The sequence below is a fragment of the Streptomyces sp. JLYT201 genome, from assembly GCF_059448825.1.
Genome location: NZ_CM182551.1, coordinates 4,120,354 through 4,133,980 on the forward strand (window position 1 = coordinate 4,120,354; position 13,627 = coordinate 4,133,980).

14 protein-coding genes are annotated in these 13,627 nt (G+C 71.9%); 4 read left to right on the forward strand and 10 right to left on the reverse strand.

Features of this window, described 5'->3' with window-relative positions; all coding sequences use genetic code 11:
- Window positions 1-31: 31 nt before the first annotated feature.
- The 3 genes from guaB to AC5WAM_RS16585 form a co-directional block, all read right to left on the reverse strand.
- A complete protein-coding gene (gene guaB / locus AC5WAM_RS16575; RefSeq protein ID WP_366789171.1) occupies window positions 32-1,540 on the reverse strand; it encodes an IMP dehydrogenase in 1,509 nt (502 codons plus the stop codon).
- A gap of 323 nt (window positions 1,541-1,863) precedes the next feature.
- The gene (locus tag AC5WAM_RS16580) at window positions 1,864-2,439 is read right to left on the reverse strand and encodes a sigma-70 family RNA polymerase sigma factor (RefSeq protein ID WP_366789170.1); all 576 of its coding nucleotides are present in this window, start codon (window positions 2,437-2,439) and stop codon (window positions 1,864-1,866) included.
- A 268-nt stretch (window positions 2,440-2,707) separates the two neighbouring features.
- Window positions 2,708-3,319 carry a response regulator transcription factor gene (locus tag AC5WAM_RS16585; RefSeq protein ID WP_003948568.1) on the reverse strand — a complete coding sequence of 204 codons (612 nt, stop codon included), beginning with the start codon at window positions 3,317-3,319 and terminating at the stop codon, window positions 2,708-2,710.
- 378 nt (window positions 3,320-3,697) lie between these two features.
- Here AC5WAM_RS16585 and AC5WAM_RS16590 point away from each other — a divergent pair, with 378 nt between their 5' ends.
- A complete protein-coding gene (locus tag AC5WAM_RS16590) occupies window positions 3,698-4,024 on the forward strand; it encodes a WhiB family transcriptional regulator (RefSeq protein WP_138961348.1) in 327 nt (108 codons plus the stop codon).
- Between the two features lie 122 nt (window positions 4,025-4,146).
- Here AC5WAM_RS16590 and AC5WAM_RS16595 read toward each other — a convergent pair whose 3' ends face one another.
- A complete protein-coding gene (locus AC5WAM_RS16595) occupies window positions 4,147-5,043 on the reverse strand; it encodes a LysR family transcriptional regulator (RefSeq protein WP_366789167.1) in 897 nt (298 codons plus the stop codon).
- Window positions 5,044-5,122: 79 nt separating this feature from the next.
- On the opposite strand from AC5WAM_RS16595, the gene AC5WAM_RS16600 reads away from it, so the two are divergent.
- Both AC5WAM_RS16600 and AC5WAM_RS16605 read left to right on the forward strand, forming a co-directional pair.
- The gene (locus AC5WAM_RS16600; protein ID WP_366789166.1) at window positions 5,123-5,791 is read left to right on the forward strand and encodes an MOSC domain-containing protein; all 669 of its coding nucleotides are present in this window, start codon (window positions 5,123-5,125) and stop codon (window positions 5,789-5,791) included.
- Window positions 5,792-5,871: 80 nt separating this feature from the next.
- Window positions 5,872-6,645 (forward strand): SDR family NAD(P)-dependent oxidoreductase, encoded by a 774-nt coding sequence (locus AC5WAM_RS16605; protein WP_366789165.1) that lies wholly within the window; start codon window positions 5,872-5,874, stop codon window positions 6,643-6,645.
- 209 nt (window positions 6,646-6,854) lie between these two features.
- On the opposite strand, the gene groL is transcribed toward AC5WAM_RS16605, so the two are convergent.
- From groL to AC5WAM_RS16620, 3 genes are all read right to left on the reverse strand, one after another.
- Window positions 6,855-8,483, reverse strand: coding sequence for a chaperonin GroEL (gene groL, locus AC5WAM_RS16610; protein WP_366789164.1), 1,629 nt, complete (start codon window positions 8,481-8,483; stop codon window positions 6,855-6,857).
- Between the two features lie 129 nt (window positions 8,484-8,612).
- Window positions 8,613-8,921, reverse strand: coding sequence for a co-chaperone GroES (gene groES, locus AC5WAM_RS16615; protein ID WP_004955293.1), 309 nt, complete (start codon window positions 8,919-8,921; stop codon window positions 8,613-8,615).
- Between the two features lie 522 nt (window positions 8,922-9,443).
- Window positions 9,444-10,385, reverse strand: coding sequence for a polysaccharide deacetylase family protein (locus tag AC5WAM_RS16620; protein WP_495523032.1), 942 nt, complete (start codon window positions 10,383-10,385; stop codon window positions 9,444-9,446).
- 90 nt (window positions 10,386-10,475) lie between these two features.
- Between AC5WAM_RS16620 and AC5WAM_RS16625 the strand changes: the two genes are divergently transcribed.
- Window positions 10,476-11,681 (forward strand): class I SAM-dependent methyltransferase, encoded by a 1,206-nt coding sequence (locus AC5WAM_RS16625; protein ID WP_366789161.1) that lies wholly within the window; start codon window positions 10,476-10,478, stop codon window positions 11,679-11,681.
- Between the two features lie 16 nt (window positions 11,682-11,697).
- Here AC5WAM_RS16625 and AC5WAM_RS16630 read toward each other — a convergent pair whose 3' ends face one another.
- Genes AC5WAM_RS16630 through rimI form a run of 3 tightly spaced genes read right to left on the reverse strand, consistent with a single transcriptional unit; the run spans window position 11,698 to window position 13,608 of the window.
- Window positions 11,698-11,952 carry a hypothetical protein gene (locus tag AC5WAM_RS16630; protein ID WP_366789160.1) on the reverse strand — a complete coding sequence of 85 codons (255 nt, stop codon included), beginning with the start codon at window positions 11,950-11,952 and terminating at the stop codon, window positions 11,698-11,700.
- Window positions 11,949-13,064 carry a tRNA (adenosine(37)-N6)-threonylcarbamoyltransferase complex transferase subunit TsaD gene (tsaD, locus tag AC5WAM_RS16635; RefSeq protein WP_495523033.1) on the reverse strand — a complete coding sequence of 372 codons (1,116 nt, stop codon included), beginning with the start codon at window positions 13,062-13,064 and terminating at the stop codon, window positions 11,949-11,951. Before tsaD ends, AC5WAM_RS16630 begins: the two co-directional genes overlap by 4 nt.
- On the reverse strand, window positions 13,057-13,608 hold the full coding sequence (gene rimI, locus AC5WAM_RS16640) for a ribosomal protein S18-alanine N-acetyltransferase (RefSeq protein ID WP_366789324.1): 552 nt from the start codon (window positions 13,606-13,608) through the stop codon (window positions 13,057-13,059). Before rimI ends, tsaD begins: the two co-directional genes overlap by 8 nt.
- Window positions 13,609-13,627: the final 19 nt, after the last annotated feature.

A 13,627-nucleotide genomic window follows, 5' to 3' on the forward strand; every position in this document is an offset into this window, starting at 1 on the left:
TTCCAGTATCCCCGACACGCGCGCGTGGCCGCTACTTGTTGCGGCTGTAGTTCGGTGCCTCGACGGTCATCTGGATGTCGTGCGGGTGGCTCTCCTTGAGGCCCGCCGACGTGATCCGCACGAAGCGGCCGTTGGCCTGGAGCTCGGGCACCGTACGGCCGCCCACGTAGAACATCGACTGGCGCAGACCGCCCACCAGCTGGTGCACGACCGCGGACAGCGGGCCGCGGTAGGGAACCTGGCCCTCGATGCCCTCGGGCACCAGCTTCTCGTCGGAGGCGACGCCCTCCTGGAAGTACCGGTCCTTGGAGAAGGAGCGCTGGTCACCACGGGACTGCATGGCGCCGAGGGAGCCCATGCCGCGGTACGACTTGAACTGCTTGCCGTTGATGAAGAGCAGCTCGCCCGGGGACTCCTCGCAGCCCGCGAGCAGCGAGCCGAGCATGACCGTGTCCGCGCCGGCGACGAGCGCCTTGGCGATGTCTCCGGAGTACTGCAGGCCGCCGTCGCCGATGACCGGGACACCGGCCTCCTTGGCGGCGAGCGACGCTTCGTAGATGGCCGTTACCTGCGGTACGCCGATGCCGGCGACGACGCGGGTCGTGCAGATGGAGCCCGGGCCGACGCCGACCTTGATGCCGTCGACACCGGCGTCGATGAGGGCCTTCGCGCCGTCACGGGTGGCGATGTTGCCGCCGATGACGTCGACGCCGCTGGAGTTCGACTTGATCTTGGCGACCATGTCGCCGACCAGGCGGGAGTGGCCGTGCGCGGTGTCGACGACGATGAAGTCGACACCCGCCTCGATCAGCGCCTGGGCGCGGTCGAAGGCGTCACCGGCGACGCCGACGGCGGCACCGACGATCAGGCGGCCCTCGGCGTCCTTCGCGGCGTTCGGGTACTTCTCGGCCTTCACGAAGTCCTTGACCGTGATGAGGCCCTTGAGGACGCCGCTGTCGTCGACCAGCGGCAGCTTCTCGATCTTGTGGCGGCGCAGCAGCTCCATGGCGTCCACGCCCGAGATGCCGACCTTGCCGGTGACCAGGGGCATCGGCGTCATGACCTCGCGCACCTGACGGGAGCGGTCCGCCTCGAAGGCCATGTCGCGGTTGGTGACGATGCCGAGCAGCTTGCCCGCGCCGTCGGTCACCGGGACGCCGCTGATGCGGAACTTGGCGCAGATCGCGTCGGCCTCGGCGAGCGTGGCGTCCGGGTGCACGGTGATGGGGTCCGTCACCATGCCGGACTCGGAGCGCTTGACCAGGTCGACCTGGTTCGCCTGGTCGGCGATCGACAGGTTCCGGTGCAGTACGCCGACGCCGCCCTGGCGGGCCATGGCGATGGCCATGCGGGACTCGGTGACCTTGTCCATCGCGGCCGAGAGCAGCGGGACGTTCACCCGGACGTTCTTCGAGACGTGCGAGGCGGTGTCGATGTCACCGGGCGCCATGTCCGACGCGCCCGGCAGCAGCAGCACGTCGTCGTAGGTCAGCCCGAGTGTCGCGAATTTCTCGGGCACTCCGTCGACGTTTGCAGTCATGACACCTTCCCCAAATGGCCTTGATCGGTGCGGATGTCCATGCTAACGGGAAGCGTGGCTCTCTCATTCCACAGTTCCGGGTGCCCTACGGCTTCGTAGGTTCACACAGAGTCTCCGCGGGGCCCTCGTCGGCCGGGTCGTGCCCGGTACGGCCGGAGTGCGCCGCTTCGCGACGGGCCGTCGCGGCGGAAAAGAGATCCTGGCCACAGGGGCCGGAATGAAGTGGGGGTCCGCGGCTCGGGAGGAACCGGAACGGGGCGCGAACCGCCGCCCGGGAGGAACCGGAACGGGGCGCGATCCGCCGCCCCGGCGCGGGGCGGGCCCTACTGCTCGGCCAGGGCTCGCAGACGGCTCAGCGCCCGGTGCTGCGCCACCCGGACCGCGCCGGGCGACATGCCCAGCATCTGCCCGGTCTCCTCGGCCGTGAGGCCGACGGCGATGCGCAACAGCAGCAGCTCGCGCTGGTTCTCGGGGAGGTTCGCCAGGAGCTTCTTGGCCCATTCCGCGTCGCTGCTGAGCAGCGCGCGCTCCTCGGGCCCGAGGGAGTCGTCGGGCCGCTCGGGCATCTCGTCCGAGGGCACGGCGGTCGATCCGGGGTGGCGCATCGCCGCCCGCTGGAGGTCCGCGACCTTGTGCGCGGCGATGGCGAAGACGAAGGCCTCGAAGGGCCGCCCGGTGTCGCGGTAGCGCGGCAGGGCGAGCAGGACCGCGACGCAGACCTCCTGCGCGAGGTCCTCCACGAAGTGGCGGGCGTCACCCGGGAGTCGGGAGAGCCGGGTGCGGCAGTAGCGGATGGCGAGGGGGTGCACATGGGCCAGGAGGTCGTGCGTGGCCTGCTCGTCACCCTCGACAGCGCGAAGGACGAGGGCACCGATCACCGTCGTCTTGTCCTCGCGCATCGGTCCATGGTGCCTCGGCGCTGACTGATCTGTGGCACCGCGTCCATAGTTGTGCACCGAAGCGTTATGAGCAGGTGCGCCGAAACTCATCTCCCGCACCCTCCCCTTGCGCTCGGCCGACTCGTCCCCAAGGAACTCCACACCTTCAAGGATGCGGCATCGGCGACGAAGCGCCACAAGCCGCTCCCGCGGCGGGCGACTGCGGGCACCCATGGCCCCGCCCGCCGCACGGCGGGCGGGGATCGCCATGCCCCCCGCGACAACCCGTCTAGCGAACCAGGCCCCAGCGGAAGCCGAGCGCCACCGCGTGCGCCCGGTCCGAGGCGCCGAGCTTCTTGAAGAGGCGCCTGGCGTGCGTCTTCACCGTGTCCTCGGAGAGGAAGAGCTCGCGCCCGATCTCCGCGTTGGACCGGCCGTGGCTCATGCCCTCCAGGACCTGGATCTCCCGCGCGGTGAGCGTGGGCGCGGCCCCCATCTCGGCCGACCTCAGCCGCCGCGGCGCGAGCCGCCAGGTCGGGTCGGCGAGGGCCTGGGTGACGGTCGCGCGCAGCTCGGCGCGCGAGGCGTCCTTGTGCAGATAGCCGCGGGCGCCCGCGGCGACCGCGAGCGCGACCCCGTCCAGGTCCTCGGCGACGGTGAGCATGATGATGCGCGCCCCGGGGTCGGCGGAGAGCAGCCGCCGCACGGTCTCGACGCCGCCCAGTCCGGGCATGCGTACGTCCATCAGGATCAGGTCCGAGCGGTCGGCGCCCCAGCGGCGGAGGACTTCCTCGCCGTTGGCCGCTGTCGTCACGCGCTCCACGCCGGGCACGGTCGCGACCGCGCGGCGCAGCGCCTCTCGGGCGAGCGGGGAGTCGTCGCAGACGAGGACGGATGTCATGGCCGTCCTCCGCAGCTGATGCGCGTCACCTTGAGCCTCCAGGCTGGTACAAGTCGTCACCTGTGCGGTTGACGCTCTCGGACACCTGCCCGAGCGCTTGTTGTTTCAACCGCCTCCGCACTCTCAACGATGGTCACTCGAAAGAGTTACGGGTCGGACTGCCGCCTTCGGCACTCTACGTGAGGGCGCGGACACGGCACAGGCGGCATGAAACCGCACATACCCGGTTGAGGGCTATGCCCCATTTAGCGGCTTTTCTTCCCTTTTCCCGGTGTCTGTGGCTAGATTCGCAATGAGTCATATTTTCATCTCCTTAGACAGTAGATGTACGGTCATGGGCACCGTATCCGCGTCACGACGGCTACCAGGAGACACGCAATGGCAGATTTCTCCCGCCTCCCCGGACCGAACGCAGATCTGTGGGACTGGCAGCTCCTCGCGGCCTGCCGCGGGGTGGACAGCTCGCTCTTCTTCCACCCGGAGGGCGAGCGCGGCGCGGCACGGAGCGCGCGCGAGAACTCGGCCAAAGAGGTCTGCATGCGCTGCCCGGTGCGCGCGGAGTGCGCCGCACACGCGCTCGCCGTACGGGAGCCGTACGGCGTGTGGGGCGGCCTCACCGAGGACGAACGGGAAGAGCTGATGGGGCGCGCGCGCAACCGGCTGGTCGCGGCGTCGGCCGGGGGCGGAGGCGCCGCTTCCCCCTGACACCGTGCGGGCCCGGCACAGCGAAGGAACGTTTCCTCTCCCCCGTGCGCGGGCCGGGCGCAGGCTGAGCGCCCGGCGTGTCACCGGGCGCTCGGCGGCGCGCTCAGCGCTCGGTGGCACGCTCAGCGCTCGGCGGCGCGGGCCAGTCGGTCGAGGGTGGCCGCGACCGCCGGCACCTGGGCCAGGTCCGGCAGCGTGAGCGCGACGATCTCCCGGCGCACGGCGGGCTCCACCACCACCGCGCGGGCTCCCTTGGGACGCACCGACTCCAGGGCGAGCTCGGGCAGGACCGCGACGCCGAGGCCCGCGCCGACCAGGCCGATCACCGCCGGGTAGTCGTCGGTCGCGAAGTCGATGCGGGGCTCGAAGCCCGCGCCGCGGCAGACCTCGACGAGCTGGCGGCGGCAGCGCGGGCAGCCCGCGATCCACGACTCGTCGGCCAGCTCGCCGATGGTGACGGCGTCCGCCTTCGCCAGGCGGTGCCCCTCCGGGACCAGGCCGACGAGCCGGTCGGCGAGCAGGGGCCGTACGACGAGGTCGTCCCACTCCTCGGCGGCGCCCGCCCCCTCGTACCGGAAGGCGAGGGCCACGTCGCAGTCGCCCTCACGGAGCATCTCCACCGAGCGCGGCGGCTCGGCCTCCTCCAGGGAGACGCGGGTGCCGGGGTGGGCGGCGCGCAGGGCGGCGAGTGCGCCGGGGACGAGCGTGGAGGAGCCGCTGGGGAAGGAGACGAGCCGGACCCGGCCCGCGCGCAGGCCCGCGATCGCGGCGACCTCCTCCTCGGCCGCGGTCAGCCCGGCGAGGATGCCCGCGGCATGCCTGACCAGGGCCTCGCCCGCCTGCGTGAGGCGCATCTCGCGGCCCGTACGGATGAGCAGCGGGGTGCCCGTGGACGCCTCCAGGGCCTTCATCTGCTGGCTCACGGCGGGCTGGGTGCAGCCGAGCTCGCGGGCCGCGGCCGAGAAGGAGCCGGTGGCGGCCACGGCGCGCAGGACACGGAGATGACGGGCCTCGATCATGCATCGAGCATAAGCGACCCTTGGGAGGAACGCACAATATTGTGTAGCTGCTTTGAGCACGCTCCCTTAGCCTGACCGCATGAAGCTTCTCTCCGTGAATGTGGGCCGTCTGAAGTCCGTCCCGTACACCAGCGCCCCCAGCAGCCTCACCGGGATCGACAAACAGCCCGTGGACGAGCCCGTTCGGGTGACGGCGCCCGGCCCCAAGGGCACCGGCGGCAGCGGACTCGCGGGCGACTCGATCGGCGAACTGCGCCACCACGGCGGGAACGACCAGGCGGTGTACGCCTTCGCGCGCGAGGACCTCGACACCTGGGGGCGCCGGCTCGGCCGCGAGCTCCCCAACGGCGTGTTCGGCGAGAACCTCACCACGACCGGCGTCGACGTGAACGGCGCGCTGATCGGGGAGCGTTGGCGCGTCGGCGCGGACCTGCTCCTGGAGGTCACCTCGTCCCGCATCCCGTGCCGTACGTTCCAGGGCCACTTGGGTGAGCAGGCCTGGGTGCGGCGGTTCACCGAGGCGTTGCTGCCCGGCGCGTATCTGCGGGTGCTCGAACCGGGCGTGATCCAGGCGGGCGACACGGTCGAGATCGCGCACCGCCCTGACCACGACGTCACCGTCGCGCTGCAGTTCAGGGCGGTGACCTCGGAGCGCTCGCTGCTGCCGAGGCTGCTCGCGGCCGGGGACGCGCTGCACCCCGAGGCGACGGAGAAGGCCCTCAAGTACGTGGAGAAGCACGGCGGTTGACGCGCGCCGGGGCGCCCGCGCCGGCCCGGTGAGCGGGGCACGTGGCGCGGGGGCGCCCGTGGCCTCACTAGCCTTGGTCCATGACTACGGCTCTCATCACGGGTGCGACCTCGGGCATCGGTGCCGCCTTCGCACGGCGCCTGGCCACCGACGGCCACAACCTCGTCCTGGTGGCACGTGACACGAAGCGGCTGCGGGAGCAGGCGACCGAGTTGCACGACCGGCACGGGAACGAGGTGGAGGTACTGACGGCGGACCTCTCCACGGACGACGGGATCGCGGCCGTCGAACAGCGGCTCGCGAACCGGCGCGACCCGGTCGACCTGCTCGTCAACAACGCGGGCTTCGCCAACAAGGGCCGCTATCTGGAAGTCCCCATGGCCGACGAGCTGACGATGCTGAAGGTGCACTGCGAGGCGGTGCTCCGGCTGACGTCGGCGGCGGTCGAGGTGATGCGGGAGCGAGGGCGCGGGGGCGTGGTGAACGTGGCGTCGGTGGCCGCCTTCGTGCCGCGCGGCACCTACGGGGCGTCGAAGGCGTGGATCGCGCAGTTCACCCAGGGCGCGGCGCGGGACCTCGCCGGATCCGGGGTGCGGCTGATGGCCCTGTGCCCCGGCTTCGTGCGCACCGAGTTCCACGAGCGGGCGGGCATGGGCACGGACAACATCCCCAAGTGGCTCTGGCTGGACGTGGACAAGCTCGTCGCCACCGCCCTCACCGACCTGGCCCGCGGCAAGTCCCTCTCCGTGCCGGACCCCCGCTACAAGGCGATGATGGGCGTGGTGAAGGTGACGCCGCGCGCCCTGCTCGGCGGGGTGACGTCGAGGACCGGCCGCAAGTACGGGCCGCGGTAGCGGGCGCCTCCGAAGGGGCGCGGGGCTGTATACGTTTGCGGCTTCGCCGCGTGGGCGCGAGCAGCCACCGACACCCCGCGGCCGACGGGACGGCGCACCCCGGCAGACGCACAGCCGCACGGCAGGGCGGACAGCGCGAAGGCCCGGTATCCCGCGACGGGATACCGGGCCTTCGTCGGTCCTGGCCGACCGCTCGGCTCAGGTCATGCTCAGTGGGAGTGACCGTGGCCGTGGCCGTGACCGGCGTCGGCCTCTTCCTCGGCCGGCTTCTCGACGACCAGGGTCTCGGTCGTGAGCAGCAGGGAGGCGATGGAGGCCGCGTTCTCCAGGGCGGAGCGCGTGACCTTCACGGGGTCGATGACGCCGGCCTTGACCAGGTCGACGTACTCGCCGGTCGCGGCGTTGAAGCCCTGGCCCTTCTCCAGCTCCGCCACCTTGGTGGTGATGACGTAGCCCTCGAGGCCGGCGTTCTCGGCGATCCAGCGCAGCGGCTCGACGACGGCGCCACGGACGACGGCGACACCGGTGGCCTCGTCGCCCTCCTTGCCGAGGCCGCCCTCGAGCACCTTGGCGGCGTGGACGAGCGCGGAGCCACCACCGGAGACGATGCCCTCCTCGACCGCGGCGCGGGTCGCGGAGATGGCGTCCTCCAGACGGTGCTTCTTCTCCTTCAGCTCCACCTCGGTGGCGGCGCCGACCTTGATCACGCACACGCCGCCGGCCAGCTTCGCGAGGCGCTCCTGGAGCTTCTCGCGGTCCCAGTCGGAGTCGGTGGTCTCGATCTCGGCCTTGATCTGGGCGACGCGGGCCTCGACGTCACCGGCGTTGCCGCCGCCGTCGACGATGGTGGTGTCGTCCTTGGTGATCGTCACGCGGCGGGCGGTGCCGAGCACGTCGAGACCGACCTGGTCGAGCTTGAGGCCGACCTCTTCGGCGATGACGGTGCCGCCGGTGAGGGTGGCCATGTCGCCGAGCATCGCCTTGCGGCGGTCGCCGAAGCCGGGGGCCTTCACCGCGACGGCGTTGAAGGTGCCGCGGATCTTGTTCACGACGAGGGTGGAGAGGGCCTCGCCCTCGACGTCCTCGGCGATGATCAGGAGCGGCTTCGAGGAGCCGGCCTGGATGACCTTCTCCAGGAGCGGCAGCAGGTCCTGGATGGAGGCGATCTTGCCCTGGTGGATGAGGATGTACGGGTCCTCGAGGACGGCCTCCATGCGCTCCTGGTCCGTCACGAAGTACGGCGACAGGTAGCCCTTGTCGAAGGCCATGCCCTCGGTGAAGTCCAGCTCGAGACCGAAGGTGTTGGACTCCTCGACGGTGATGACACCGTCCTTGCCGACCTTGTCCATCGCCTCGGCGATGAGCTCGCCGACCTGCTGGTCCTGGGCGGAGAGCCCGGCCACGGCGGCGATGTCGGACTTGTCGTCGATCGGCCGCGCGGTGGCGAGCAGTTCGTCGGAGACGGCCTTGACGGCGGCGTCGATGCCCTTCTTCAGGGCGGCCGGGGAGGCACCGGCGGCAACGTTGCGCAGGCCTTCCTTGACCAGGGCCTGGGCGAGCACGGTGGCGGTGGTGGTGCCGTCGCCAGCGATGTCGTTGGTCTTGGTCGCCACCTCCTTCACCAGCTGGGCGCCGAGGTTCTCGTACGGGTCCTCGACCTCGACCTCACGGGCGATGGTGACGCCGTCGTTGGTGATGGTCGGGGCGCCGAACTTCTTGTCGATGACGACGTTGCGGCCGCGGGGGCCGATCGTCACCTTGACGGTGTCGGCAAGCTTGTTGACGCCGCGCTCAAGGGCGCGACGGGCGTCCTCGTCGAACTTCAGGATCTTCGCCATGGGAGCGATTCAGCCCTCTCGGAAACTCGGGTGAACGAACTGCGCCCCTCGCCGCCCGGCAATCAGCGGGGTGACCAGGGGCGCAGCGCGAAACAAATCTGCTGGGTGAAGCAGGTGACTAGCGCTCGATCACTTCTCGATGATCGCGAGCACGTCGCGGGCGGAGAGCACCAGGTACTCGTCGCCGTTGTACTTCACCTCGGTGCCGCCGTACTTGCTGTAGAGCACGACGTCGCCGACCTTCACGTCGAGCGGCAGGCGCTCGCCGTTCTCGAAGCGGCCCGGGCCCACGGCGAGGACGGCGCCCTCCTGGGGCTTCTCCTTCGCGGTGTCCGGAATAACCAGGCCAGAGGCCGTGGTCTGCTCGGCGTCGAGCGGCTGGACCACGATGCGGTCCTCGAGCGGCTTGATGGCAACCTTGGAGCTGGCGGTCGTCACGATCCGACCTCCCCCTTCGGAGATCTCGCGGGGTTAACTGATCTAGAGGTGGCGACCAGGTCGATCCGTCGTCGCGGGTGCCGGACCTGCCCGTCGCTTCTGGCACTCTCCAGGTGGGAGTGCCAGGCCCGAGACTAGGACGGCGATTAGCACTCGGTCAAGCGGAGTGCCAATCGACTGCCGCCGGCTTGGCAGGTTTCCCCCTCTTCGAGGGGCGGGCGAGGGGCTAGCGCGGGGCTCCGGGCGGGGCCTCCTTCGGGCAACGTTTCGCGTGCGGGGTGGGTTCCGCGCGGGGCGCGGGGGCGCTGGGGCTCCGCCCGGAGGGGGGCCTCTCCGCCTGGGGCCCTGCCAACGGCTGCTCGGCACCGGGGGCCGTGCCCCGTTCCGCCGTGCGGAACGATTGCCCACAGCGAGGAGACATGCGTTCGGCCGCTTTTCGACCCAGGCGTTCGATCGGGTCCACCGACTGGGCGCAGCCCGTCAGCAGGAGGAGCAGGAGGGTCACCGCGGTGGCGGCGCGCCTCACAGGTAGTCCTCCAGGCGGGCCACCGCGTACCCCCTGTCGGTGACCGTCTTCAGGACCGTGCGGACCATGTCGGGCATCGTGCCCTTCCAGTCCTCGCGGCCCCGGAAGTGCGTGAGGATGATGTCGCCGGGGTGCAGGTCCTTGTCCCATTCGCGCCACTCCATGTGGTCGGCGAAGCCCTCGGACGCCCACAGCGGCACCGCCTTGACGCCGCAGGACTTGGCGGCGCGCAGGGTGTCGCGGTTGTAGTTGCCGTACGGCGGCCGGAAGAGCTCGGGGCGCTTGCCGTACCGCCGCTCGATGACGTCCTGCATGCCGCAGATCTCGTGCCGCTGGGCCTCGTACGACAGGCCGGGCAGATAGCGGTGGTTGAGGGTGTGGTTGTTCAGCGCGACGCCGTGGTCCCGCATCCGCTTGAAGTAGCCGTAGTCCTCCTTGACCAGGTAGTCGCTGAGGAACGCGGTGTACGGGATCTTCAGGTCGCTCATCATCCGCAGGAAGGCCGGATCCTTCTCGGCGCCGTCGTCGACGGTCAGGAAGACGACCTTGTCCTTGGTCGGCACCGTGGTGAACACCGGCGGCAGCTCCGCCTGCCCCCGCACCTCGAAGCCCTTGCGCGTGGCGGGACGCGCCTTGGCGGCGGGCGCGGCGGGCGCCGTGAGCGGGACCTCGGCGAGCCCCCAGCGCTTCGCGGCGGCGGCCCGCGCGGCCTGGCTCGCGCGCAGCCGCTGGGCGTACTCGCGCAGGGCCTGGGCGGGCGGGGCGAGGCGCGGCTGCTGGCCGTGGGCGGCGGGCGCCCCGTGCTCGCGCCCCGCACCGGCGTCCGGGTCCGACACGCAGCCGGAGGCGACCGCGCCGACGCCGAGCGCGGCAAGGACGAGCAGCGCCCGGCCCCTCACCGTTCGTACCCATTCTCCATTTTGTCGTACTAGTCGCATGGCGCCGGATCCTCGCAGTTCAGAGCCCTGCCAAGGGCTCGACACCGCCGCCGGACGCGCACCTTCCACCGACTGGCCCACAATGGGCCGGTGAACGCTCCGCACGATCCGCAGCCCTCCACGACGGCCTTCGCCGCGCTCCTCACCGCCGAGGGCACCGCCCTCCTCGACGCCGTACGGGATGTCGAACCGGCCGCGGAGCTCGCAGTCGCGACCCGGCTGCGCCGCGACCACCCCGCCGACCTGGTCTCGGCGGCGCTCGCCCAGGCGCGGCTGCGACAGCGGGCGGTGGCGAAGTTCGGCGCCGGGGACGCCGCGCGGATGTTCTTCACGCCGAACGGCGTCGAGCAGTCCACGCGCACGTCCGTCGCGACGTACCGGGCGGAGCGGTTCAAGGAGCTCGGTGTGCGGCGGATCGCCGATCTGTGCGGCGGCATCGGCGGCGACGCGCTCGCGCTCGCGCGCGCCGGGATCGAGGTCCTCGCCGTCGACCGCGACCCGCTGACCTGCGCGGTCGCCCGTGCGAACGCCGCCGCCCTCGGCCTGGAGGACCTCATCGAGGTCCGCGAGGCGGATGTCACGGAGGTGGACACGGCCGGGTACGACGCGGTCTTCGTGGACCCCGCGCGGCGCGGCGGGCGCGGCCGGATCTTTGACCCTGAGGCGTACTCGCCCCCGCTGTCCTGGGCGGTGGCGGCCGCGCGGAAGGCCCCGCGCGCGGCCCTGAAGATCGCCCCCGGCATCCCGCACGAGGCGGTGCCCGAGGAGGCGGAGGCCGAGTGGATCTCGGACGGCGGGGACGTGAAGGAGGCGGTGCTGTGGTTCGGCACGGACGCGCCCGGCTCGCACCGGGCGACCCTCCTGCCCTCACGCGCCACTTTGTGCGCGGGGCGCGCGACCATGCTTCCGGACCCGGATGTGCGCCCCGTCGGCCGCTATCTGTACGAGCCGGACGGCGCCGTCATCCGCGCCCACCTCGTCGCGGAGGTCGCCGCGCGGGTCGAGGGCGGGCTCGTCGACGAGACGATCGCCTACGTCACCTCCGACGTGGCCCGTACGACGCCGTACGCCAGCGCGTACGAGATCACGGATCAGCTGCCGTTCAACGTGAAGAAGCTCAAAGCGCTGCTGCGGGAGCGTGAAGTCGGCGTGCTCACGGTCAAGAAGCGGGGCTCGGCCGTGGAGCCGGAGGAGCTCCGCCGCAAGGTGAAGCCCCGGGGCCCCCGCTCCGCCACGGTCTTCCTCACCCGGGTCGCGGGCGCGCCCACCATGCTCGTGGGGCACCCGGCCCCCTGACCCCGCCCAGGGGCCGCTAGGAGTCGACGGGCTCGAAGCGCCAGCGGTGCGGCGGGCGGGCCACCAGGTCCCCGGGCGGCGCGGGCAGCTCCGGCAGCTCGGCGTCGTACGCGGCGTCCCACCAGGTGATGACGAGGACGCGGTCCTGGGGCGCGCGGAAGGTCTCCCGGCGCACCGGCGCGACCGCCAGGTCCTGGGCGCGCGCCCAGGCGAGCAGCTCGGGCCCGCGCCCCTCGGCGGCGCGGGCCTCCCACATCAGCGCGACGCTCATGAGTAGAGGTTGTCCTTGCTGACCTCGTGCACGTGGTCGTGATCGTGGGTGTGGGCGTGCGCGCCCGGCACGTGCGGCTCGGTCACCGGCAGGGAGGAGTCCGCCGAGAGCCCGAGGTCGGACGGCTGCCTGCCCCGTGCCACCATCTCCGCGCCGAGCGCGGCGACCATCGCGCCGTTGTCCGTGCACAGCTTGGGCCGCGGCACCCGCAGCCGGATGCCCGCGCGCTCGCACCGCTCTTCGGCGAGCGCCCGCAGCCGGGTGTTGGCCGCCACGCCGCCGCCGATCATGAGGTGGTCGACGCCCTCGTCCTTGCAGGCCCTGACGGCCTTGCGGGTGAGCACGTCGACGACCGCCTCCTGGAAGGACGCGGACACGTCCCGCACCGGCACGTCCTCGCCCGCGGCCCGCTTGGCCTCGATCCAGCGCGCCACGGCCGTCTTCAGGCCGGAGAAGGAGAAGTCGTACGCGGGGTCGCGCGGGCCGGTCAGACCGCGCGGGAAGGCGATCGCCTCGGGGTCGCCCTCGCGGGCGTACCGGTCGATGACGGGGCCGCCGGGGAAGCCGAGGTTCAGCACCCGCGCGATCTTGTCGAAGGCCTCGCCCGCCGCGTCGTCGATGGTGGCGCCGAGGGGCCGGACGTCGGAGGTGATGTCCGTGGACAGCAGCAGCGAGGAGTGCCCGCCGGACACGAGGAGCGCCATCGTCGGCTCGGGCAGCGCGCCGTGCTCCAGCTGGTCCACGCAGATGTGCGAGGCCAGGTGGTTCACGCCGTACAGCGGCTTGCCGAGCGCGTACGCGTACGCCTTCGCGGCCGAGACGCCGACGAGCAGCGCGCCCGCGAGGCCGGGCCCCGCGGTGACGGCGATCCCGTCGAGGTCGGAGGCGGCGACGCCAGCGTCCTTCAGGGCGCGCTGGATCGTCGGGACCATCGCCTCCAGGTGCGCGCGCGAGGCGACCTCGGGCACGACGCCGCCGAAGCGCGCGTGCTCGTCGACGCTGGAGGCGACGGCGTCGGCGAGCAGCGTGGTGCCGCGCACGATGCCGACGCCGGTCTCGTCGCAGGAGGTCTCGATGCCGAGGACGAGGGGCTCGTCGCGGAGGTCAGCCATGGATCTCGGTTCCTTGTACGCCGTTCACGGGGCCGTCGGCCCGGCCGTTCGGGGAGGGGTGCGGGGTCTGCGGCAGGGCGGAGGGGTCCGAGAGGCGCATCACCAGCGCGTCCACGTTCCCCGGCTGGTAGTAGCCGCGGCGGAAGCCGATCGGCTCGAACCCGAAGCGCTCGTACAGCTTCTGCGCCCGGGTGTTGTCCACGCGCACCTCGAGCATCACCTCGGTGGCCTCGAAGGCGGTCGCGTGCCGCAGGAGTTCGGTGAGCAGCCGCGCGCCGAGCCCGGTGCCCCACTGGTCCCGGGCCACGGCGATGGTCTGCACGTCGGCGGCCAGCGCGTCGCCGCCGTCGGAGTCGGTGCCCGCCACCGCGAGCCCGCCGTAGCCGACCAGGCGCGCGCCGTCGTACGCCACCAGATAGCGGCGCGTCGAGCCCGGTCCGCGCGCGTGCGCGAGCTCGGACCAGAACATGCCGCGCGACCAGGCGTCCTCCGGGAAGAGCTCCTTCTCGAGGGCGAGGACGGGATCGATGTCCCACCAGCGCATCTCGCGCAGCACGGCGGCG